The organism is Kitasatospora sp. NPDC059803, assembly GCF_042732255.1.
Taxonomy (GTDB): domain Bacteria; phylum Actinomycetota; class Actinomycetes; order Streptomycetales; family Streptomycetaceae; genus Kitasatospora.
Genome location: NZ_JBHWIJ010000125.1, coordinates 1 through 22,832, shown reverse-complemented (window position 1 = coordinate 22,832; position 22,832 = coordinate 1). Strand labels below are relative to the sequence as shown.

Here is a 22,832-nt window from a genome sequence, read left to right as displayed (position 1 = left end):
GCCGTCCTGCTGGCCGGCCGGTCCGGCGGCAGCGGCGGCGCCACCCTGGCCAACCTCGCCGAACTGCTCCCGCAGTGGCTCGCCACCGCCCGCGCCCGGGGTCTGCGCCCGCCCGGCGCACTGATACCCGGCCTGCTCGACGCCGCCCGCGCCCGCAGCGAACTGCGCTCCGACGCCGTCGCGCTGGCCGGACCGCTGGGCCGCTGGCTGGCCGAGCAGAACCCCGACTGGCGCTTCGTGCTGCGCACAGCCGCCCCCGACCCGGCCGAGCAGCCCGGCGGGCCCGTCGACCACCAGTTGTGGCACGAGGGCCTGTTCGCCGAGCGGGTCACCCACCTCACCCTGCTGCGCCGCCGCGATCCGGCCGCCGGCCTGGAGCTGCTGAGCGGCACCTGGTCCACCGAGCGCGCCGAGGACCGCCTGCTCTTCCTGGACGCCCTCCAGGACGGCCTCTCCGCCGCCGACGAACCCTTCCTGGAGGCCGCCCTCAGCGACCGCAGCAAGAACGTCCGCGCCACCGCCGCCGAACTGCTCTCCACCCTGCCCGGCTCGGCCCTCGCCCGGCGGATGGCCGAGCGGGCGAGGGCCGCCGTCCGCCTCGCCGCGGCCGGGACGCACCTGCTGGTCACCCCGCCCGCCGAGTGCGACGCGGCCATGCAGCGCGACGGCATACCGCCCAAATCCCCCACCGGACGCGGCGAACGGGCCTGGTGGTTCGGCGAGGTGATCGCCGCCGCGCCGCTGCGGCTCTGGCCCGAGAGCACCGGCCTGACACCGGAACAGCTGCTCGCCCTGCGGGTCGGCGACAGCATCGACGAGACCAGCAGCAGCTGGGCCGACGACCTGCGCGAGGCCTGGGCGCGCGCCGCCGTCCGCCAGCACGACGCCGACTGGGCCCGGGCGCTGCTCGGCCCGGCGCCCGCACCGCCCGCCCGCGGCGCCGGACGGGCCCGCGCCCCCCGCGTCACCGGCGCCCCCGCCAAGCTGCTCGCCGTCCTCCCACCCGAGGAGCGGGCCGCCTGGACGGCCGCGTTCATCGAGGTGCACGGCCTGGGCGAGGCCTTCCAACTGCTCGGCGCCTGCGGCACGCCGTGGACGCCGCCGCTGTCCACCGCCGTGGTGACGGCCCTGGCCCGCGCCGCCGGCTCCGGCGCGTACCCGTGGAGCCACAGCGGGGTACTCGGGATGACGGAACGCGCGCTCGCCCCGGAGACGGCGGCCGCCGTGGAGGAGCTGGCCGCCGGGGCCGCGCCCGACTCCGCCTGGTCGGAGACCTTCGCCCGGCTGGCCGGAACGCTGCGCTTCCGGGCCGCGATGCTCGCCGAACTCGACGCCTGACGCCCGTTCCCGAAGCGACGGAACGACGGAACGGGCCGGCCCCGCCGAAGCCTGGGGCCGTCCCGCACCGTCAACCTCAGCCGGCCGCCCGCAGGTTGGCCGCGACCCAGGCCACGACGTCCCGGGTGGACGTGCCCGGGGTGAAGATGTCCGCGACGCCCATCGCCTTGAGCTCGGCGATGTCGTCGTCCGGGATGATCCCGCCGCAGAAGACCTTGATGTCCGCCGCGTCGCGCTCCTTCAACAGCTCCAACACCCGTGCGCACAGCGTCATGTGGGCACCGGAGAGGATCGACAGCCCGATGCCGTCCGCGTCCTCCTGGATCGCGGTGTCGACGACCTGCTCGGGCGTCTGGTGCAGCCCGGTGTAGATGACCTCCATACCGGCGTCGCGCAGGGCACGCGCAATGACCTTGGCGCCACGGTCGTGACCGTCGAGCCCCGGCTTGGCGACCACCACACGGATCGGCCCCGACACACTCATGACTGCCTCCTGGACCTCGTCGTCCACCATCCGACCGGACCTCGCGGGCCACGGGTGCGGTTAACGGCCAATAACCAACCTGAGGGGAGGTTAGCGCCACCCGGCCCGGTTGGCCGCGCCACCTCCCAAGAGGAGGGCAAAGTCACAGCCCCCGGCCTTGCTACCAGTGGGTATGCCCGTCCACCCGTCCACCGCACAGACCCTCGGCCGACCTCTTGACAACCGGAGGTTTTTCCGGGGCGTCGGCCTTGCGGCTACAGTCTCGGCTGATTTCTCCCCGCTTCCCCCGTACCGCTTTTCCCTGCCGCTTTCCCCGCCGCTCCCCTGCCCGACGACGCGCCCCAGGCCCACCGAGGAGGCAGCCCCCGATGGCTCCCGACGCAGCCGCCCGCCCGACCCGTGCGGAGCTGCGCCTCGCCGCCCGCGAGGAGTCCCGCACCCAGCGCCGCGGCGCCGCCAAGGCCGCCACCAGAACCGCGCTGCTGCGGGTCGCGCTGCCGTCGGTGGCCGCGCTCGGGGTCGCCGCCGCGGCGGCCGTCACCGTGCGGGGCGAGGCCGATCAGCACGCCCAGGCGGCCGGCCGGACGGCACGGACGGCGGTCGACGCCCAGGGCAACCCGAACAGCCCGAACAGCCCGGACAACCCGGCCGACGGCGGCGCCGAGGCCGCCAAGACGGCCGCCCGGCAGGCGGTCGCGGCCGGCGACCCGGCCCAGGCCTCCCGCGGCGACGCCCGCCAGCCGCTGGCCGGCGCCCAGCCCGCCGACGCCCAGGGCACCCCGGGCGCGCAGCCGAGCGCCGAGCCCGTCAAGCCCAAGGTGGTCATGCCGGTCGCCCGGCACGGCCTCGGCGAGCTGTTCGGCGAGGCCGGCACCCACTGGGCCAACCGCCACACCGGCATCGACTTCCCGGTGGACGGCGGTTCCGAGGTGATGGCCGTCACCGACGGCACGATCCGCACCCAGTGGAACCCGTCGTACGGCTACATGACGGTGCTGAAGATGCCCGACGGCACCGAGGCCTGGTACTGCCACCTGCGGGCGTACAAGGTCCGCAAGGGGCCGGTGAAGCAGGGCGACGTCATCGCCTTCGTCGGCAGCAGTGGCAACAGCACCGGGCCGCACCTGCACTTCGAGATCCGCCCGGCCGGCAGCGGGCCGGTCGACCCGCTGCCGTGGTTCCTCTCGAACGGGCTCGACCCCCGCTGAGGCCCTGTCCGGCCTAGGAAACGCTCTAGAGCTTCTCCACCGGCGCGTAGCGCAGCAGCAGTTGCTTGCGGCCCTCCGAGCCGAAGTCGACCGTGGCCTGCGCCCGGTCGCCGACGCCGGTGACGCCCACCACCGTGCCCAGCCCGAAGGTGTCGTGGGTGACCCGGTCCCCGACCGCGAGCGAGACGGCGTCCCGTTCGACGGCCTGGCCGCCGCGTCGCGCCGACTGCCCCCAGCCCGCCTTCGGCTTCGACGAGGCCGACGAGCCCGAAGAACCCGACGAGGAGCGCGAACCGCCACCCCCCGACGAGGACTTGCCCCAGGACGACCCCGAGGAGAAGCCGCGCGCGGCCGGCGCCTGCGCCGCCCCCCTCCGCTTCCACTCCACCAGGTCCTCCGGGATCTCCTCCAGGAACCGCGAGGCCGGGTTGTACGCGGGCTGCCCCCAGGCGCTGCGCAGCACCGAGCGGGTCAGGTAGAGCCGCTGCCGCGCCCGGGTGAGCCCCACGTAGGCGAGCCGCCGCTCCTCCTCCAGCTCCTTGACCTGGTTGAGCGCCCGCATGTGCGGGAAGATCCCGTCCTCCATGCCGGTCAGGAAGACCACCGGGAACTCCAGGCCCTTGGCGGTGTGCAGGGTCATCATCGTGATGACGCCCCGGCCCTCCTCGTCGTCCGGGATCTGGTCGGAGTCGGCGACGAGCGCGACCCGTTCCAGGAAGTCGGGCAGCGAGCCGACCGGCGGGGTGCCCTCCTCGTCGGCGTCGGGCCGCTCGCCCGGGTCCTGCTCGTACTCCAGGGCGACGGAGGCGAGTTCCTGGAGGTTCTCCACCCGGGTCTCGTCCTGCGGGTCGGCGGAGGCCTGGAGTTCGGCCAGGTAGCCGGTCTCCTCCAGGACGGCCTCCAGCACCGCGGCCGGGCCCGCGCCCGACTCGACGACCTGCCGCAGCCCGGCCATCAGGACGTTGAACTTCTTCACCGCGTTGGCCGAGCGCGCGGCCATCCCGTACGCCTCGTCGACCCGCAGCAGCGCCTGGGCGAAGGAGATCCGCTCCCGTGCGGCCAGCGCGTCGACCATCGCCTCGGCCCGTTCGCCGATGCCGCGCTTGGGCACGTTGAGGATCCGGCGCAGCGGCACGGTGTCCTCCGGGTTGGAGAGCACCCGCAGGTACGCCAGGACGTCCCGGACCTCCTTGCGCTCGTAGAAGCGCACCCCGCCGACCACCTTGTACGGCAGGCCGACCCGGATGAACACCTCCTCGAACACGCGGGACTGGGCGTTCGTCCGGTAGAAGATCGCGACGTCACCGGGCTTGGCGTCGCCCGCGTCGGTGAGCCGGTCGATCTCGTCGGCGATGAACTGGGCCTCGCCGTGCTCGTCGTCCGCGACGTAGCCGACGACCTTCTCGCCGTGCTCGCCGGCCGTCCAGAGCTTCTTCTCGCGCCGGTTGGCGTTGCGCTCGATGACGGCGTTGGCGGCGCTCAGGATGGTCTGCGTGGAGCGGTAGTTCTGCTCCAGCAGGATCGTGGTCGCGTTCGGGTAGTCCTCCTCGAACTGGAGGATGTTGCGGATCGTCGCGCCGCGGAAGGCGTAGATCGACTGGTCCGCGTCACCGACGACGCACAGCTCGGCCGGCGGCACCTCGGACAGGCGCCCGGCGGCCGGGTTCACGAACTCCCCGTCCACGGTGCGCTTCGGCGCGGCCGCGACGGATCCGCCGCTCAGCTCGCGGACGAGCATGTACTGGGCGTGGTTGGTGTCCTGGTACTCGTCGACCAGGATGTGCCGGAACCGGCGCCGGTAGTGCTCCGCGACGTCGGGGAAGGCCTGGAGCAGGTTCACCGTCGTCATGATGATGTCGTCGAAGTCCAGCGCGTTGGCCTCGCGCAGGCGCCGCTGGTAGAGCGTGTACGCCTCGGAGAGCTTCTTCTCCATCGGGTTGGCGGCCTGGTCGGCGAAGGTCTCCTCGTCGATCAGCTCGTTCTTCAGGTTGCTGATCTTCGCGGTGAAGGACTTCGGCGGGAACTGCTTCGGGTCCAGGTCGAGGTCGCGGCAGACCAGCGACATCAGCCGCTGCGAGTCGGCCGAGTCGTAGATCGAGAAGCTGGAGGTGAAGCCCAGCACCTTGGACTCGCGGCGCAGGATCCGCACGCACGCGCTGTGGAAGGTGGACACCCACATCGCCCGGGCCCGCGGGCCGACCAGCGCCTCGACGCGCTCGCGCATCTCGCCGGCGGCCTTGTTGGTGAAGGTGATCGCCAGGATCTCGCCCGGCTGCACGCCGCGGGCGCCCAGCAGGTGGGCGATCCGGTGGGTCAGCACCCGGGTCTTGCCGGAGCCGGCGCCGGCCACGATGAGCAGCGGCGAGCCCGCGTGCAGCACCGCCTCGCGCTGCGGGTCGTTCATGCCCTCCAGCAGCTGTGCCGGATCCACCACCGTGCGGGCGGCGCCGTTGCGGTACCAGGCGTCCCGCGCGGTCTCGGCGGCGTGGTCGGTCTGGAACAGCCCCTCCGGGATGGCCTCCTCGTAGGCCTCGTACGGGGCGTCGTCCTCGTACGGCGGGGGCTCCTCGTCGAGGGGCACGGCGGGCTGCTTCGACCCGGCGGCGGGTGCCTCGAAACCGGGGAGCGGGAGGTCGTCAAAGAGGCTACTCATGGCACTCCGAGTCTATGGCCACCCACCGACAAGCCCGCCCGGCCCGGAGAAAGCCGGACCGGGCGGGCACGCGACCGGGGCTCAGCAGCACATGGGCTCGGCCGCCGGGCCAGGGCTCAGACCAGCCGGCGGGCGGTGGCCCAGCGGGTCAGTTCGTGCCGGTTGCTCAGCTGGAGCTTGCGCAGGACGGCGGAGACGTGGCTCTCGACCGTCTTCACCGAGATGAAGAGCTGCTTGGCGATCTCCTTGTACGCGTAGCCGCGCGCGATCAGGCGGAGCACCTCGCGCTCGCGCTGGGTGAGGCGGTCCAGGTCCTCGTCGACCGGCGGGGTGTCGGTGGCGGCGAAGGCGTCCAGGACGAAGCCGGCCAGCCGGGGCGAGAACACCGCGTCGCCGTCGGCGATCCGGAAGATCGCGTTGACCAGGTCGGTGCCGGTGATGGTCTTGGTGACGTAGCCGCGCGCGCCGCCGCGGATGACGCCGATCACGTCGTCGGCGGCGTCCGACACCGACAGGGCGAGGAACTTGACCCCGCCCTGCTCGCCCATCAGCCCGGCCGAGCGGCGCAGCACCTCGACACCGCCGCCGCCGGGCAGGTGGACGTCGAGCAGCACCACGTCCGGCCGGGTCTCGGCGACGACCCGCACCGCCGACTCGACGTCGTCGGCCTCGCCGACCACGTCGATGCCGGTCGCCTCGGTGCGGCCGATCTCGGCCCGGACCCCGGTGCGGAACATCCGGTGGTCGTCCACCAGGACGACTCTCGCGGTGCGCTCCGGCGCTGCCTCAGTCATTCGTTCTCTCCATCTCCAGCTCGACCTCGGTCCCGCCGTCCGGCGCGGGCCGCACCCGTGCGGTGCCGCCGTTGCGCTTCATGCGGCCGATGATCGACTCCCGTACGCCCATCCGGTCCTCGGGCACCGTGTCGGGGTCGAAGCCGGGACCGTGGTCGCGGACGAACACCGACACCGTCTTCCCCTCCACCTCGGCGTAGACCTGGACCGGTCCCCCGCCACCGTACTTGGCCGCGTTGACGGTCGCCTCCCTCGCGGCCTGCATCTGGGCCGCGATCCGGTCGTCCATCGGGCAGTCGCCGACGATCACGACCTCGACCGGGACGCCGTGCCGGTCCTCGACCTCGGCGACGACGGCGCGCAGGCTCTCCGCCATGGTGTCGGGAGCGGCCTCGGCGGCGGCCTCCGGGCGGTACAGCCACAGCCGCAGCTCGCGTTCCTGGGCACGGGCCAGCCGCAGCACCTCCTTGGGGTCCTCGGCCCGGCGCTGGATCAGGGTCAGGGTGTGCAGCACCGAGTCGTGGACGTGCGCGGCGATCTCGGCCCGCTCCTGGGCGCGGATGCGGGCGGTGCGCTCGGCACCGAGGTCCTGCCACAGGCGCAGCCCGTACGGGCCGAGCAGCACCAGCACCCCGGCGAGCACCGCGAGCGAGGCCTCGACCACCGAGCCGAGCGTCGAGCCGCTGCCCTGCATGGCGAGGAAGGCGATGGTGCCGGCCACCACGAGCAGCACGCCGGTCCCGACCCGGGTGTAGGCGCCGCGCCGCTTGTCGCCCTCCTCCAGGCCGAACCAGCGCTGCCAGCGCGAGTCGTCGGCCTGCCGCCAGACCAGCGCGACGCCGACGCCGATCGCCAGCAGCGGCCAGGTGTACGGCTTGGCGGTCTGCAGGCCGAGCGCGTTGAGCAGGGCGGTGATGCCGATCACCATCATCACCAGGGCGGCGAGCTGGCCGAGGCCGCCCTGCCCGGTCTTGCCGGCCGCGCTGTCCTCCCCCTCCGCGGGGGCCGCGGCCGGCTCGCCCTGGAGGGCGTGCTGGAGCAGTTCGCGCAGCCGGCCGAGCCAGCCGCCGCGGCCCTTGCTCAGCGCGCCGCCCGGCTGCTGCCCCGACCCGGTCGGGACGAAGGCGCCGTTGACGTACACCCAGTGGGCGGCGCCGCGCTGCGCGGGCTCGCCGATGCCGATCGGCACCACGAACCAGAACGCCGCGTACAGCAGGGTGCCGATCCCCTGCGCGAAGAACAGCAGCACGAACGCGAGCCGCACCCACCGCACCGGGAGCCCGAGGTGCACCGCGAGCCCCTGCGCGACGCCGCCGAGCATCCGCCCCTGCGGGCTGCGGTAGAGCCGGCGGTACGGCGGCCGTCCGCCGTCGGGCGCGGTCGGGTCGGTGCCGCCCGCCGGCACGGCGTCGGGGGCGAGGGGTCGGGGGTCGGAACCGGGTGCTGCCACGCCACCGATGGTTCCACGCCCGCGCACGCGGACGCATCAGGGTGTGTCCCTGACCCCTTCTCAGGGACAAGTCAGGGTCCGGGCAGGGCTCGCACCGGTTGGGCCGGGCCGGGGCAGCCGGGAGGATGGTGCCCATGACCGACGACCACCGCATCCAGGAGACCGGGCCCGCCGCCCCGCCGGAACCGGAACGCCCCCCGCTGACCAGGACCGAGCACCACCGCGTGGTGGCCGGCGTCTGCGGCGGCCTCGGGCGGCACCTGGACATCGACCCGGTGGTCTTCCGGGTGGTCACCGTGGTGCTCTGCCTCTCCGGCGGCCTCGGGCTGTTCCTGTACGGCCTGGCCTGGCTGATCGTCCCCACCGAGCCGGTGCCGGACGGCCGGGGCGGCACCCGGCACGGGCGCACCGAACTCCAGCGGGTGCTCACCGGCCGGGTGGACGGCCAGTCGGTCGGCGCGGTGCTGCTGGCTGTGATCGGTACCGGGGTGTTCTTCTCCTCGATGGGCCAGGACGACCAGCTGTTCCCGCTGCTGCTGCTCGCCGGACTGGTCTTCCTGGCGGTGCGCTACGACCCGGACCGCCGCCGTGGCCGGGCGCGCCGACGCCGCCCCGGCGGCCCGTACGACCGCCACCACCCCGACGGGGAGCAGTACGGCCCGTCCCCGTGGTCCGGGGCGGAGGACGACGAGGCCGCCCGCGCCCGGCACGCGGCCGAGCGCGCCGCCGGAACGGTGCCCGCCGACTCCCCGGCCCCCGGCCCGACCGGCTACCTGTGGGACCCGCGCCACCCCGAGCGCAACCCGTACGGCGCCGGCCCCACCCCGCCGTTCGGCACCCCGGTGCCGCCGGCGGGCGGCCCGGCCCAGCCCTGGTGGCAGCGCGTCGACCTGCCCGCGGGCGACCCGCTGCGCAAGGACGGCCCGGCCTACCGGCCCCGGCCCGCCACCGCCCGGCACCCCCGGGAGCGGTCCGCGCTCGGCTTCTTCGGCCTGCTGCTGGCGATCGGCGCGGGTGCCGCGGTCTGGTCCGTCTCGGCCGGCCACACCAGCGTCACCGTGCTGAGTGCGACCGTGCTGGCCACCGCGCTGCTGGTGATCGGCCTGACGCTGCTGATCGGCTCGAAGTTCGGCCGGGCCCGCAAGCTCGCGGTGACGGGCCTGATGCTCACCCTGGCGCTGGTCTTCGTCGGACACTCCCCGGACTCCATGCGCAACGCCGTCGGCCAACGCGACTTCACCGTCGTCGCCTCGGCCGACCTCCAGCCCCGGTACTCCCTGGGGGCCGGCCAGCTCCGGCTGGACCTGAGCGGGCTCGACCCGGCCGGGACCACCCTCACCAGCAAGGTCGAACTCGGCGCCGGCGAGCTGACCGTCATCCTGCCGCCGGACGTGACGGTGAACCTGGTGGCCCGGGTGGGCCTCGGCGACGTCTCCGCCCCCGGTGACCGCAACGACGGCACCGGCCGCCACACCTACCTGCTGCCACCGGGCAGCGGCCATCCGTCCAAGGGCACATTCGATCTCGAACTCGCGGTCGGGATCGGCAACATCAAGGTGGTCCAGCAGTGAGGAAGCACCGGCTCGACCTGTTCTCGCTGATCGCGGGGGCGCTGTTCAGCACGATCGCGGTGGTCTACCTGGTCGCGGCGCTCAACGACCAGGCGGTGAACGGCCGGATCGTCATCCCGGTCACCTTCATCGTGCTCGGCCTCGGCGGCCTGGCCGGCGCGGTCGCGGCGGTCACCCGGCGCGGCCGCACCGACCGCCGGGACTGAACCCGCCCGATCAGGCTCAGCTCTGCAGCGGCCCGAGGTTCAGCTTGTCGCCGGCCTGGGTGACGGTGTACTTCGGCAGCGGCTTGACCGCCGGCCCGTTGACCACCGCGCCGGTGGCGGCGTCGAACCGGGAGCCGTGGCAGGGGCAGTACAGCTGGCCGTTCTTCGGGGCGTCGACCGCGCAGCCGGAGTGGGTGCACACCGCGGACAGGCCGCAGTACTGGCCCGCCTTGGGCTGCACGATGTAGACGGCGTCCCCGGTGGCCGGGTCCTTGACCTGGGCCGAGCCGCCGACCGGCACGCTCGCGGCGGCCACCGAGGGGGCCGGTCCGGACGGCGCCGGGGTGGTGGCCGGGGCCGCGGACTGCTTGGGCGCGGAGTGCTTGGCCCGGCCGAAGGTCCGGGTGAGCGAGCCGGTGAGCAGCCCGGCGCCGCCGATCGCGACGGCGGCGATCCCGCCGTCCACCAGCGCCCGGCGCCTGACGCGGTCCTCGCCCAGCCCGCGCCCCCGGTCCCGGCCGGCCCGCCGGGCGAGGTAGCCGTCCACCGACAGGTCCGGGGTGCCGGCCAGCAGCAGCGGTGTCCAGGCCATCAGGTAGCCGAGGTCGTTGCCCAGGTAGTACGGCGAGACGCTCCAGCTGATGGACAGCCAGAGGCTGAGGTTGATCATCGCGCCGCCGAGCGCCGCGACCCGGCCCCAGAGGCCGAGCAGGGTGCCGAGGCCGACCGCCAGCTCGCCGAAAGCGACGGCGAGCGCGAACAGGGTGGGCGCGTCCAGGGCGGCGCCGAGCAGGAAGGAGATCGGGCTGCCGCCCTTGACCGCCTGGGCCTGCGAGACGAACGACGCCGGGTCGGCCGCCCCGGCCAGGTAGTGCGCGTCGGACAGTTTGTCGAGGGCGGCGTACACGAAGGTGGCGCCGAGGAAGAGCCGCAGCGGCAGCAGCGCGTACCGGGACGCGGACGCCCGCCACTGCGCCGCCCGGTCGGCCAGACCGGCCGCTCCCCCGACACCCGCTCCCCCGACGCCCGCTTCCCCGTCACCCGCCACGGAGTTGCCAGCCTCCGACATCGCTCACACCTTCCCTCGCGGCCCGCCACTCCCTGACAGGTCCGGTCCGCATTCTGCCCGCTCCCGATCGCTTTCGGTGGGAGGTCCCCACCCGGGCGGCCGCCCCACCGCGAACGGCGGTGCCGCCGCTCCCTGGTAGGGGAACGACGGCACGGCCGTTCAGCAGCGGCTCAGCGGCCGGCGGGAGTGCTCACTCCCACTCGATGGTGCCCGGCGGCTTGCTGGTGACGTCGACGACGACGCGGTTCACGTCGCGGACCTCGTTGGTGATCCGGGTGGAGATCTTGGCCAGCACGTCGTACGGCAGGCGCGACCAGTCGGCGGTCATGGCGTCCTCGGACGAGACCGGGCGCAGCACGATCGGGTGACCGTAGGTGCGGCCGTCGCCCTGCACGCCCACGCTGCGCACGTCGGCGAGCAGCACGACCGGGCACTGCCAGATCTCGCGGTCCAGGCCGGCCGCGGTCAGCTCCTCGCGGGCGATCGCGTCGGCGTCGCGGAGCAGGTCCAGCCGCTCCTGGGTGACCTCGCCGACGATCCGGATGCCCAGGCCCGGGCCCGGGAACGGCTGGCGCTGGACGATCTCCTCCGGCAGGCCCAGCTCCTGGCCGACCATCCGGACCTCGTCCTTGAACAGCTTGCGCAGCGGCTCGACCAGCTGGAACTGGAGGTCCTCGGGCAGGCCGCCGACGTTGTGGTGGGACTTGATGTTGGCGGTGCCGGTGCCGCCACCGGACTCCACCACGTCCGGGTACAGGGTGCCCTGGACCAGGAAGTCGACCGACTCGCCGTGCTCGCCGGCCTCGGCGACGATCTCGGCCTGCGCCTGCTCGAAGACCCGGATGAACTCCCGGCCGATGATCTTGCGCTTCTCCTCGGGGTCGGTGACCCCCTTCAGCGCGTTCAGGAAGCGCTCCGCGGCGTCGACCACCTTCAGCTGCACGCCGGTGGCCGCCACGAAGTCCTTCTCGACCTGCTCGGTCTCGCCCTTGCGCATCAGGCCGTGGTCGACGTACACGCAGGTCAGCTTGGAGCCGATGGCCTTGTTGACCAGGGCCGCCGCGACCGCGGAGTCCACACCGCCGGAGAGGCCGCAGATCGCGCGCTTCTCGCCGACCTGGGCGCGGATCAGCGCGACCTGCTCCTCGACCACGCTGCCGGTGGTCCAGGTCGGGGCGAGGCCGGCGCCGCGGTAGAGGAAGTGCTCCAGGATCTGCTGGCCGTGGTCGGAGTGCAGCACCTCGGGGTGGTACTGCACGCCGTAGAGGCGGGCCTCGTCGTTCTCGAAGGCCGCGACCGGGACCACCGCGGTGGACGCGGTGACGGTGAAGCCCTCCGGGGCGGCGGAGCAGGCGTCGCCGTGCGACATCCACACCGAGTGCTCCGCCGGAACGCCCTCGAACAGGGTGGAGCCGGTGCGGCTGACGGTCAGCGGGGTGCGGCCGTACTCGCGGGCGCCGGTGTTGTCGACCGTGCCGCCGAGGGTCTTGGCCATCAGCTGGAAGCCGTAGCACATGCCGAAGACCGGGACCCCGGCCTCGAAGATCGCGCGGTCGAGCTGCGGCGCGCCCTCTTCGTAGACCGACGACGGACCGCCGGAGAGGATGATCGCCTTCGGGTTCTTGGCGAGCATCTCGGCGACCGGCATGCTGCTCGGCACGATCTCGCTGTAGACCCGCGCCTCACGCACCCGACGGGCGATGAGCTGGGCGTACTGGGCGCCGAAGTCGACCACCAGGACGGTGTCGTTGTCCGGCGCGGACTGGACGGGAATTGCAGAGGACACAGACGGCCTTCCGGCAGCGGTACGAGAGGTGTCACACCGAACCGCTTCCCCGGCGGGGGCCGCGGCGGCGACGGGTGGGGGTGTCTGGACACCGATTCTACCGGGCTGTCCGGTTTCACTCGTCTGCCCGTCCAAACGACCGTGACCGGGCGGGGCCGCCTTTCGTTGCTTCAGACGACCGTACGACCGCGCCGCGCCCGCCAGACGCGCCGCCTTCGCCCCGGCCAGGGGCGCCGCCGTACGGACTTGCAGGACCACGCGTGGAGCTTCATCCCAGTCCACCGGCGCATGTGGCGCCGCCGACCCGGCCCCGCCGGGAGTGCGGCGCCGTGGGACCGTGCGCGGGTGCCGCGGCCGGACAGCAGGGGACAGCGACCCCGGCCGCGACTGGACCGAGAGGTGGGACGGCCGGTCCCCGGGGACGCCCGGGCCGGTCGTCGCACCCCCGTCGCGAGCCGGGCACGCCCGGGCGCACACCCTTTCCCGTCCCGCGCCGCTACGCGCGTCCCCGTGCGCCGCAGCCACTCACACCACTACGCACCGTGATCATCGACGCCTCGTGTCGACACCTGCCCACAACCGCCCGACGGGGCGGAACGAGGCCTGCACCCGCGCCCGGGCCACACCCGGGAGTCGGCACCCGCACCAAATGTGCCGGGTCGAACTGTGCCGAATCGGTTGCAGAGCAAGCCCTTCGTCCAGCACGATGCTGCGTGGAAGCGGTTCTCCCGGCGGCCGGCAGGCTCACCGTGGAGGCCCCGACCGATGCCGCCGCACTGGGCGGCAGCCCCGTACGCCACCTCACGCTCCGTGAGCGAAGGCCCGGCGCAGACCTGCGCGCCGACCCGCCGCACCGCGAGCGTGCGCGCCCCGCGCCACCGGCCACCCACGCCGGGCCGCGACGGCGCGACCCCGAAGCCGACCGACCCGACGGCGCCCCTCCCCCGGCGCCGTCACCCCCAGCACCGGCGCAGCCCTGACGCCGCGTGCTGAGCGACAAAGGGCCCCGTTCCCCCGCGGGGCCCTTTGCCCTGTCCGGGCCGCCGGCTCAGGGCCGCTCCGCTCAGACCGCTCCGCCCACGGCTGCCCGGCTCAGGGCTGCTTGCGCCAGACGCTCGGATCGACCGGCTCCTCGGCCGACGCCCCGGGCGGCGGCACCAGCGGCGCGTCGTCCGAGCCGACCACTTCGCCCACCCCCGCCCCGGGGGCGTACGGCTGCGGCTCCGGCCCGGCCTCGTACGGCGCCCCCGGCGGCGGCACCACGCCGTACGGGGGCGCGCCGTACGGCGGAGCGCCGTAGGCGTCCTCGCGGGCCACCGCGCCCCGGCCGCGGACGGCCGCCAGCAGCGGCGGCACCAGCAGCGCGCCGATCGCCGCCCAGACCAGGTTGGCCACCAGCACGCTGGCGAAGCCCAGGTTGATCGAGGTGTCCCGGGACACCTCCGTCTGGTTGGCGAAGGTGTCCCACCCCGCGACCGCCGAGGACGTCGAGGTCGTCATCAGCGCACCGCCCACCGCCATCAGCGCGGTGAGCGCCACGGCGTGGACGGCCGCCAGCCGGAGCCGGTCGGCCGCGTCCAGCCGCCGCCGGTACGCCGACCAGCCGAGGACGCCCGCCGTGGCGAGGGCCAGCAGGCCGGTCCAGCGCCAGTCGGCGGTCTGGTCGTGCAGGTCGAAGAAGGAGATTTCCCCCCTGTCGGGGGTGTCCCGCCAGTCGCCGCCGATCGCGACCGCCGCGTCGCTCGCCCCGCCGCTCGCCCCGTTGAACGCCTGCAAGGTCGCCCCCGAGCCCAGGCCGAGCAGGCCCAGGCCGAGGTTGGGCAGGAAGGCCACCGAGACCGGGGTCTGCCAGCCCTCGTCGCTGTTGACGGCGACCAGCACGAAGCCCGTCACCGAGGCCAGGCCCAGTGACAGTGCCAGCGCCCGGCCGGCCGTGAGCGCGGCGACCGCCCAGCCGCGCACCGCCCGGCTGCGCCAGGCGGCCCAGCGCAGCGCGTCGGTGCCGTGGACGGCGAAGGCCGTCAGCGCGGCGAGCAGGGCCGTCCAGCCGGTCGCCTCCAGCCAGCCGGAGTCCACGGTGTACGTCACCCCGAGGGCGCGGCCGACGAGGCCGGTGCGCTGCGGCTCCCAGGACGTCCCGCCGGCCAGCCCGAGCAGCGCGGTCACCGCCGCCAGGACCACCGCGGTGCGCAGCGCCTCGCCCGCGGCCTGGGCCCGGGTGAGCTGGAGGCCGGCGGCCCGGCGGCGGCGTGCCGCGGTCCGCAGGCCGAGCCAGAGCGCCAGTGCCCACAGCACGGTGACCGTCAGCGGCACCGCCCGGAGCAGCGCGTCCATGCCCGCCGCGTCGCCGCGTCGCAGCGCGGTGGTGTACCCGAGCTTGAACGGCGCACCGAGCGCGCTCAGCGCCATCGACAGGGCGGCGCCGAAGCGCTCGCCGAACCCGGGCGCCCGGACCAGGTAGGCGTACTGGTAGTCACTCGGGACCGCCACGATCAGCGCCGCCAGCAGCAGCACGGCGGTCGGGGCGATGGCGACCAGGAGCGCCGGGCGCCAGTCCGCGCCGACCAGCCGGCTCAGCACGTTCGGCCGGCCGGCCCGCGGGTCGTACGGCTGCCCGGCGCCCCAGCTGCCCAGCGTGGGCGGCCCGGCGGGCTGCGGGTGGCCCGGGCCGTACCCGGGCGGCGGGCCGTACCCGGGCGGCGGGCCGTAGCCGGGCGCGGCGGACGGCGGACCGTACGCCGGCGGGGGCGGTACGGCGGGCGGAACGGCGGGAGGTACCGCGGGCATGGCGGCCGTCGGCGGGGGCGGCGTCAGCGGCCGCCCGCACGAGACGCACGCGGGCGCCCCTTCCACCGATGCCGCGCCGCACGATGCGCAGATGGCCATGGACCGGTTTCCCCCCGCTCGACGAGTTCCTGGTCCCCCAGAAAGCCCGTTTATCCCATCGGATCCGAACGAATGTCAACCGGGTACCGAGCCGGGCGGGTTGGCCCGTCGGGGCCTGCTCAGCCGCGCTTCTTCGGGACCTCCGGGACGGGCAGCAGCGGCAGTCGGAGCGCGCCGAACGCGTCCTCCGGGACGGCCGGCCGGGCCGGCGCCACCGGGGCGACCCGCCGGTAGGCCTCGCCCTGGGCCGGGCGGCGGTCCGCCTCGCCCTTGTTGGGCCACATCGACATGGCACGCTCGGCCTGCGCGGTGATCGTCAGCGAGGGGTTCACCCCGAGGTTGGCGGAGACGGCCGCGCCGTCGACCACGCTGATCCCCGGGTGGCCGTACAGCCGGTGATAGGGGTCGACCACGCCGGTCTCGGGGGCGTCGCCGATCGGGCAGCCGCCGAGGAAGTGGGCGGTCATCGGGATGTCGAAGATCTCGCCGGCGCTGCTGCCGGCGAAGCCGTTGATCTGCTCGGCCAGCGCCTGGGCGCCCTGTTCGGCGGCCGGGATCCAGGTCGGGTTGGGGGCGCCGTGGCCCTGGGCGGAGGTGAGCCGGCTCTTGCCGAGCAGGTCCTTCTTCAGCGAGACGGTGATCGAGTTGTCCAGCGACTGCATCACCAGGCCGATGATCGTCTTCTCGGACCAGCGGTGCTGGTTCATCGAGCGGGCGAAGGTCACCGGGTGGCGCACCGACCCACCCAGGTAGCGCAGCCAGCGCGGGGCCCGTCCGCCGCCCTTGACCTGGGCTATCGACAGCGCGCCCATCGCGTTGGAGCCCTTGCCGTAGCGGACCGGCTCGATGTGGGTGCTGGCGTCCGGGTGGATCGAGGAGGTGATCGCCACGCCCTTGGTGAAGTCCACCCGGCTGCCGTAGCGCCGGTCGGTGGTCTGCGCGCCCACCAGCGCCTCGGAGTTGGTGCGGGTCAGCTCGCCGAGCCGGCCGGAGATCCGGGGCAGGTGCCCCCCGTCACGCATCCGGTGCAGCAGCGACTGGGTGCCGTACGTCCCGGCCGCGACCACCACCCGGGCGGCGGTGATGGTCCGTGCGCCCGCCTTCACCCGGTCGGTGCGGGAGCGGGAGTCGGTCCGGCGCACGTCCACCGCGTAGCCGCGGCTCCCGTCGGCGCCGGGAAGCTCCCGGATCCGGGCCACCGTGGTGAGCGGGTGGATCTCGGCGCCGCCCCGCTCGGCCAGGTGCAGGTAGTTCTCGGTGAGCATGTTCTTCGCCCCGTGCCGGCAGCCGGTCATGCACTCGCCGCACTCCACGCAGGCCTTGCGGGCCGGCCCGGCGCCGCCGAAGTACGGGTCGGCGACCTCGTCCCCGGGCGCCGCCTCGGCCCGGCCGCCGGCGTCCTGGCCGTCCCCGAAGAAGACCCCGACCGGCGCCATGTGGAAGGTGTCGCCCACCCCCATCTGCTCGGCGGCGGCCTTGAGGTGCACGTCGGAGGGGGTGACGGTCGGGTTGAGCCGGACCCCGAGCATCCGCTGCGCCTGGTCGTAGAACGGCGCCAACTCCTCCTGCCAGTCGGTGATGTGGCGCCACTGGCGGTCCTCGAAGAAGGCCTTCGGCGGCACGTACAGGGTGTTGGCGTAGTTCAGCGAGCCGCCGCCGACCCCGGCGCCGGCCAGGATCAGCACGTTGGCCAGCAGGTGGATCCGCTGGATGCCGTAGAGGCCGAGCTTCGGCGCCCACAGGTAGTTCGGCAGGTCCCAGGAGTTCCTGGGCAGTTCGTCCCGCTCGAAGCGCCGGCCGGCCTCCAGGACGGCGACCCGGTAGCCCTTCTCGGTCAGCCGCAGCGCGGCGACCGAACCACCGAAGCCGGAGCCGACCACGACCACGTCGTAGTCGAACTCCGCCGCACCGCCGGACTCCACCATCTGCCACTGCTCCTTCGGGACGCGAACTGACTAAGGGACGGACGAACCTGACCACAGGACGGAACCCGACCACAGGACGGGCGGATCGGACCACCGGCCGGGCCGGCTCCGACCACGGGGGCGAACCCCCGGGCCGGGAAGGCTACTTGGACCTCCGGTCCGGGACGGCTACTTGAACCGCAGCGCCTTCAGCACCCGCAGCCCGCCGGTCATCACCGCGGCGAACTGCCGGTCGTCCAGGCCGAACGAGGGCGCGATCGGCATCAGCCGCTGGGTCGCGACGGTCTGCGCCTCGGTGAAGCGCAGGATGCCCTCGGCACCGTGGCGGCGGCCGAGCCCGGAGTCGCCCATGCCGCCCATCGGCGAGCCGATCGAGCCGTACGCGGCCGCATAGGCCTCGTTGACGTTGACCGTGCCGGTGCGCAGCCGGGCCCCGACCGCCCGGCCGCGCCGGGTGTCCCTGGTCCAGACGCTGGAGTTCAGGCCGTACGGCGTGGAGTTGGCGGCGGCCACCGCCTCGTCGTCGGTGTCGAAGCGGTAGACGGAGACGACCGGGCCGAAGGTCTCCTCGCCGCAGACCGCCATGTCCGGGGTCACCCCGTCGAGGATGGTCGGCTCGAAGAAGTACGGGCCGAGGTCGGGCCGGGCCCGGCCGCCGGCCAGCACGGTGGCGCCCGCCTTGACCGCCTCCTCCACGTGCCGGGTGGTGGTCTCCAGCTGGCGGACGGAGACCAGCGAGCCCATGTCGGCGCCGTAGGCGAGGCCGCCGCCGAGGCGCAGCGCCCGGGTGCGGGCGGCGAAGCGCTCCAGGAAGTCGTCGGCCACCGAGCGGTGCACCAGCAGCCGCTCGATCGAGATGCACAGCTGCCCGGCGGAGGAGAAGCAGGCCCGCACGGCGCCCGCGGCGGCCCGGTCGAGGTCGGCGTCGGCGAGGACCAGCATGGCGTTCTTGCCGCCGAGTTCGAGCGAGGCGCCGACCAGCCGGGCGGCGGCGCGCTGGGCGACCTCGCGGCCGGTGCGGGTGGAGCCGGTGAACGAGACGTAGTCGGCGTGCTCCACCACGGCGGGGCCGATCACCGGGCCGTCGCCGAGCACGACCTGCCACAGGTCGGCCGGCAGCCCGGCCTCGATCAGCAGCTCGCGGGCCCACAGCGCGGTCAGCGCGGTCTGCGTGTCCGGCTTGTTGACCACGGCGTTGCCGGCCGCGAAGGCGGGCAGGACGTCGCCGACGGACAGCTCCAGCGGGTAGTTCCAGGGCGAGATGTGGCCGATCACGCCCTTGGGCCGACGGGCCTCGACCGCGTGGGTGAGCACCGGCAGCGCCCCGCCGCGCCGCTTGTCCCGGAGGTAGCCGTGCGCGGCCCGCCCGTAGTGCCGGGCGGCCATGGCGGTGGCCAGCACCTCCTCGAAGGCGTGCAGCCGGGCCTTGCCGGTCTCGGCCTGGACGAGGTCCAGCACCTCGTCCTGCCGCTTGAGCAGCAGGTCGTGGAAGCGCAGCAGGACGGCCGCGCGGCGGCGCACCGGCAGCGCGGCCCAGGCCGGCTGGGCGCGGCGGGCCAGTTCGAAGGCGACCTCGACGTCGGCCGGGGTGGACTGCGGCAGGCTCGCCAGCCGCTCGCCGGTCAGCGGGGCGACGGTCTCCACCAGGCTGGGCTCGCCGGTGGCGGTGACGCCGGCGGCCAACCGGGCGACCAGGGACGGCGGGACGGCCGCCGCGACGGTCCGGCCCCCGCCGGGGGCGGGCGGGTTCCCGGTCGCGGGGTGTTCGGTGGCCGCTGCGCCTGCTGTGAGGTCCGACATACGGCGCAGCCTAGGCGCTCGGCGGCCGGTCCGGTACCCGTCGGTAACAAGAATCTGCCGCGGCCGGGCGGAGCGGGCGCCCCCGGTCAGCGGGTCGGCGTGAAGTAGTGCAGCACCGCGTTGAAGCGCTGCTCCGCCTCGTTCCACTCGTTGCCCCGGTCCGGGCTGGACGAGTAGATCGCGTAGCTGGTGCCGTCGTCGTCGATGAACTCGGCCTCGACCGCCCGGCGCCGGCCGCCCTCCTTGGCGAGGTAGCTGAACTCCCAGACGGCCGCCTCGTGACCGTTCACCGCGACGCCGGTCATCTTGTGCTGCTTGTAGTCCTTCAGGTTCTTGGAGACGGTGGCCTCCATCTGCCGCAGGTGCTCCAGCGGCTTGACCGACTGGCCGACGGTGACCGCGAACTGCAGGTAGTGCACCTTGTTGTCGGGGCTGTAGTAGACCTGGTTGTCGGGCGTGGCACTGCGCTGCCAGGCCGGGCTGACCGAGGGCAGCGGGAAGCGGAAGCCGGCCGGGTCGTCGACCCAGTGGTAGCCGTTGGGCGCCGCCGGTCCCGGGCTGGCGTCACTGGTCGGGTCCGGGCTGGCGGAGGCGGTCGGGACGGGATCGTCGGCCGTGGAGGCGGCGACGTGCCCGGTGGTGGTGTGCCGGGTGGCGAGGAAGGTCGCGCCGGCCGCCAGCAGGCCGACGGCCACCGCGATCACGACGATCTTCAGGGTGCTGCGGCGCTTGGCCGGCCCGCGCGCGGGCGTGACGGGGTGCGCCACCGGCGCGACCTCGGCAGTGGGCGCTGCCGCCTCGGCGGCCACGCCCCCGGTGGTGTCCGGAACGGCCCCCGAGCGCGCCCCGGTCGGTTCCTCGGCCTCCGCCGCCGTCGCCCCCGGCGCGTCCTCCTCCTCGGGGTCCTCCTCCGCCGCCGGGCGCTCGCTGCGGTCCACCACCGGCACCGACTGGGTGGGCGCGCGCAGCGGCGCGACCGGCTTCAGGCCGATCGTGTGCCCGGCCTGCACCTCGGCCAGCATCCGGGCGGCCTCGTCCGCGTTCGGTCGCTCGGCCGGGTCCTTGGCCATCAGCGCGGCCAGCACCGGGCCCAGCGGCCCGGCCCGGACCGGCTCCGGCAGCGGCTCGCCCACCACGGCGGCCAGCGTGGTGATCGGCGAGGTCCGGCGGAACGGCGACTGGCCCTCCACCGCGGCGTACAGCGTCGCCCCGAGGCCCCACAGGTCGGAGGCCGGCCCGGGCCGCTCGCCCTGGGCGAGCTCCGGCGCCAGGTAGTCCGGCGAGCCGACCAGGTCACCCGGCCGGGTCAGTTCGGCCGAGCCCTCGTACGTCGCGATGCCGAAGTCCAGCAGCACCACCCGCCCGGTGCCGCGCTCCAGCAGCACGTTGGCCGGCTTCACGTCGCGGTGCAGGACGCCGAGTTGGTGGCCGCGGTGCAGTGCGGCGAGCACCTGGCTGCCGACCTCGGCGACGGCGCGCGGTTGCAGGGTGCCGTCCTGGCTGATCACGTCGGCCAGCGAGCGGCCGTCCACCAGCTCCATCACGATCCACGGCCGGCCGTCCTGCTCCAGCACGTCGTGCACCGTGATCACGCCGGGGTGCTTGATCCGGGCGGCCGCGCTGGCCTCCCGCTTCATCCGGGCGTGCAGGATCTGCAGCTCGTCCTCGGGCAGGTGGTTGACGGTCAGTTCCTTCACCGCGACCTCGCGGTTCAGCATCCGGTCCCAGGCCCGCCAGACGGTCCCCATCCCGCCGCGGCCGAGCCGGTCGCCCAGCTCGTACCGCCCGGCCAGCAGCCGCTCCGTCTCGGCCGTCTCCGGCCGGTCCTGCACGCCCATCGGCGACCACTCCCCCTCACATCCGTCTGCCGTCACAGCGACGGAGGGCCTGGTGCAGACCACTGTTCGAACAAATCCCACGCACACATTAGGCGCACCTTGCCAGCCCCGGTAATCACGCTCGCCCGTCGGACCGACGGTCCGGGACACTCCGGGGCCGTCAGCCTGCGAACAGCACCACCGCGGCCACCCCGAGCACCAGCAGCAGGAACACGCCCCCCACCAGCAGCGGGCCGAACAGCGCCGGAGGTATCCGCGGCGGCCGCACCTCGTCCGGCCGCCCGGCGCCCGCCCCGGCGTTCGCGCCGGCGTTCGCGCCCACGACGACCTCCGACCGCCCTCGTCCACCACCCCGCCCGCGCCGGCGCCGCACCAGCGGGGCCTCCGGTCTCAGCACCAGCGCCCGCGCCGCCCACTCCTCGTCGACCGGCTCCGGCGCGCCCGCGAGCAGCGCCGCCAACTCCCGGCGGGCCTCCTCGGCGGTCGGCCGCAGCGAGGGGTCGGGCTGCAGCAGCCGCTCGACCAGCGGCGCCAGCGGCCCGCAGGCCGCCGCGGGCTCCCGCCGCCCGTCCCGGACCGCCGACACCAGCTCCGGCACGCCACCGTCCGGGAACGGCGAGCGGCCGGTGACCAGCCGCTGCACCAGCACCCCGAGCGCCCAGCAGTCGCCCGCCGGGCCGCCGTCCAGCGGCCAGCGCTCCGCCACCGGGCCGACCAGGGTGGCCCGCACCTCGTACCGGCGGCGCCCGCCCGGGCCGCCGAGGTCCTCGGCCAGCGCCTCCTGCGCCACCCCGGACAGCAGCCCGCCGAGCATCGCCGCGCCGTCCTCGCAGACCAGCACGGACTCGGCGGTCAGGTTGCCGTGGACGAGTCCGTCCTCGTGCAGCGCCCGCAGCGCGCCGGCCAGGTCCGCCGCCAGCTCCGCCGCCCGGTAGGGCGGCACCGGTCCGACCGCCGCCAGGTCCGCCAGCGTCATGGCGCCCGACCGCTCCTCCACCGTCCACAGCAGTTCGCCCTCGACGAAGGCACCGAGCCCGCGCAGCAGCCGGGGGTGCCCGGTCGGCGCGGCCGAGCCGACCGCCGCCACCCGGCGGACCAGCCGGTCGGCGTGCGCGGGCACCTCGCCGTCCAGGTCCTGACCGGTGGTCAGCAGCGCCGGCAGCTCCAGGGCGCGCAGCAGCACGGACTCCCCGGTGCGGTCGTCCACCGCCAGGGCCCGCAGGAGTTCGGGACGGTCCGTCAGCCGGTACCGCCCCGCCAGCAACTGCTCCGGGCCGCCTCGCATGCCAGTTCCTCTCGCTCGCCGAGCAGCCTACTGAGCGGCTCCTTTACGCTCGGTCCCATGGACTGGACCGATCTGATCGACACCGCCTTCAAGGTGGCGGGAAACAACAGCCAAGCCAATCAGGCCGAGGCCGTGCGCACGGTGGAGGCGGTCGTCATCGACGGCGAGAATCCGGTCGCCTCGACGGCCGGGCGCCATCCCGACCACTTCCGCAAGGGCGTGCTCGTTCTCACCACCCACCGACTGCTCTTTCTCAAGGACGGTAAACCGCCGGTCCCGGTTCCGCTTACGGCGGTCACGGACGCGACCGTGGCCAGGACCAAGCTCAACGGCGACGTGCTCACGATCGTCGCACTGACCGGCTCGCACCGGTTCGAGGACGTGGCCAAGGCCGACGTATTCGCCGAGCAGCTCCGGGAGGCCGCCCGGCTCGCCCGCAAGGTCGCGGGGGGGGGGGGGGGGGGGGGGCGCGCCCCCCCCCCCCCCCCCCCCCCGGGGGGGGCCCCCCCCCCCCCCCCCGGGCGGGGGGGGCGCCCGGA

At 74.6% G+C, this 22,832-nt stretch carries 16 protein-coding genes and 1 pseudogene; 5 read left to right on the top strand and 12 right to left on the bottom strand.

From position 1 onward, the window contains the following. Positions 1–1,338: DUF5691 domain-containing protein (locus ACFV6I_RS20760; protein WP_380426845.1), on the top strand; the 1,338-nt coding region annotated here is incomplete at its 5' end. Between the two features lie 76 nt (positions 1,339–1,414). Here ACFV6I_RS20760 and ACFV6I_RS20755 read toward each other — a convergent pair. Continuing rightward, positions 1,415–1,822, bottom strand: coding sequence for a cobalamin B12-binding domain-containing protein (locus ACFV6I_RS20755; protein ID WP_063351339.1), 408 nt, complete (start codon positions 1,820–1,822; stop codon positions 1,415–1,417). Positions 1,823–2,190: 368 nt separating this feature from the next. Here ACFV6I_RS20755 and ACFV6I_RS20750 point away from each other — a divergent pair, with 368 nt between their 5' ends. Then, positions 2,191–3,030 (top strand): M23 family metallopeptidase, encoded by an 840-nt coding sequence (locus tag ACFV6I_RS20750; protein WP_380426843.1) that lies wholly within the window; start codon positions 2,191–2,193, stop codon positions 3,028–3,030. A gap of 25 nt (positions 3,031–3,055) precedes the next feature. On the opposite strand, the gene pcrA is transcribed toward ACFV6I_RS20750, so the two are convergent. The 3 genes from pcrA to ACFV6I_RS20735 form a co-directional block, all read right to left on the bottom strand. Next, positions 3,056–5,683 (bottom strand): DNA helicase PcrA, encoded by a 2,628-nt coding sequence (gene pcrA, locus ACFV6I_RS20745; protein WP_380426841.1) that lies wholly within the window; start codon positions 5,681–5,683, stop codon positions 3,056–3,058. A gap of 116 nt (positions 5,684–5,799) precedes the next feature. After that, positions 5,800–6,477, bottom strand: a complete 678-nt coding sequence (locus ACFV6I_RS20740) for a response regulator transcription factor (protein ID WP_063349012.1) — start codon at positions 6,475–6,477, stop codon at positions 5,800–5,802. Then, positions 6,470–7,798, bottom strand: coding sequence for a PspC domain-containing protein (locus ACFV6I_RS20735; protein WP_380426847.1), 1,329 nt, complete (start codon positions 7,796–7,798; stop codon positions 6,470–6,472). Before ACFV6I_RS20735 ends, ACFV6I_RS20740 begins: the two co-directional genes overlap by 8 nt. Positions 7,799–8,061: 263 nt before the next feature. On the opposite strand from ACFV6I_RS20735, the gene ACFV6I_RS20730 reads away from it, so the two are divergent. Next, positions 8,062–9,498: a PspC domain-containing protein gene (locus ACFV6I_RS20730; RefSeq protein WP_380426839.1), complete on the top strand. Its 1,437-nt coding sequence runs from the start codon at positions 8,062–8,064 to the stop codon at positions 9,496–9,498. Then, on the top strand, positions 9,495–9,704 hold the full coding sequence (locus tag ACFV6I_RS20725) for a hypothetical protein (protein ID WP_063349010.1): 210 nt from the start codon (positions 9,495–9,497) through the stop codon (positions 9,702–9,704). The genes ACFV6I_RS20730 and ACFV6I_RS20725 overlap by 4 nt, the downstream gene beginning before the upstream one ends. 16 nt (positions 9,705–9,720) lie before the next feature. Here ACFV6I_RS20725 and ACFV6I_RS20720 read toward each other — a convergent pair whose 3' ends face one another. The 8 genes and pseudogenes from ACFV6I_RS20720 to ACFV6I_RS20685 form a co-directional block, all read right to left on the bottom strand. Further along, positions 9,721–10,005: a Rieske (2Fe-2S) protein gene (locus ACFV6I_RS20720; protein ID WP_279634955.1), complete on the bottom strand. Its 285-nt coding sequence runs from the start codon at positions 10,003–10,005 to the stop codon at positions 9,721–9,723. A gap of 207 nt (positions 10,006–10,212) precedes the next feature. Further along, a pseudogene (locus tag ACFV6I_RS20715) lies at positions 10,213–10,773 on the bottom strand (DoxX family membrane protein); the annotation flags it as partial. Positions 10,774–10,963: 190 nt separating this feature from the next. Beyond that, positions 10,964–12,559, bottom strand: coding sequence for a glutamine-hydrolyzing GMP synthase (gene guaA, locus ACFV6I_RS20710; RefSeq protein ID WP_063349008.1), 1,596 nt, complete (start codon positions 12,557–12,559; stop codon positions 10,964–10,966). 1,092 nt (positions 12,560–13,651) lie between these two features. After that, on the bottom strand, positions 13,652–15,346 hold the full coding sequence (locus ACFV6I_RS20705; protein WP_380426837.1) for a hypothetical protein: 1,695 nt from the start codon (positions 15,344–15,346) through the stop codon (positions 13,652–13,654). Between the two features lie 218 nt (positions 15,347–15,564). Further along, positions 15,565–17,370 carry a GMC oxidoreductase gene (locus ACFV6I_RS20700; protein ID WP_380338898.1) on the bottom strand — a complete coding sequence of 602 codons (1,806 nt, stop codon included), beginning with the start codon at positions 17,368–17,370 and terminating at the stop codon, positions 15,565–15,567. Between the two features lie 168 nt (positions 17,371–17,538). Continuing rightward, a complete protein-coding gene (locus tag ACFV6I_RS20695) occupies positions 17,539–19,170 on the bottom strand; it encodes a succinic semialdehyde dehydrogenase (RefSeq protein WP_380426835.1) in 1,632 nt (543 codons plus the stop codon). 86 nt (positions 19,171–19,256) lie between these two features. After that, positions 19,257–21,008, bottom strand: a complete 1,752-nt coding sequence (locus ACFV6I_RS20690) for a serine/threonine-protein kinase (RefSeq protein WP_380426833.1) — start codon at positions 21,006–21,008, stop codon at positions 19,257–19,259. A gap of 160 nt (positions 21,009–21,168) precedes the next feature. Continuing rightward, positions 21,169–22,293 carry a protein kinase gene (locus ACFV6I_RS20685; protein WP_380338895.1) on the bottom strand — a complete coding sequence of 375 codons (1,125 nt, stop codon included), beginning with the start codon at positions 22,291–22,293 and terminating at the stop codon, positions 21,169–21,171. Positions 22,294–22,350: 57 nt separating this feature from the next. On the opposite strand from ACFV6I_RS20685, the gene ACFV6I_RS20680 reads away from it, so the two are divergent. Continuing rightward, positions 22,351–22,832 (top strand): hypothetical protein (locus ACFV6I_RS20680; RefSeq protein ID WP_380426831.1); only part of this gene is annotated, 482 nt, incomplete at its 3' end.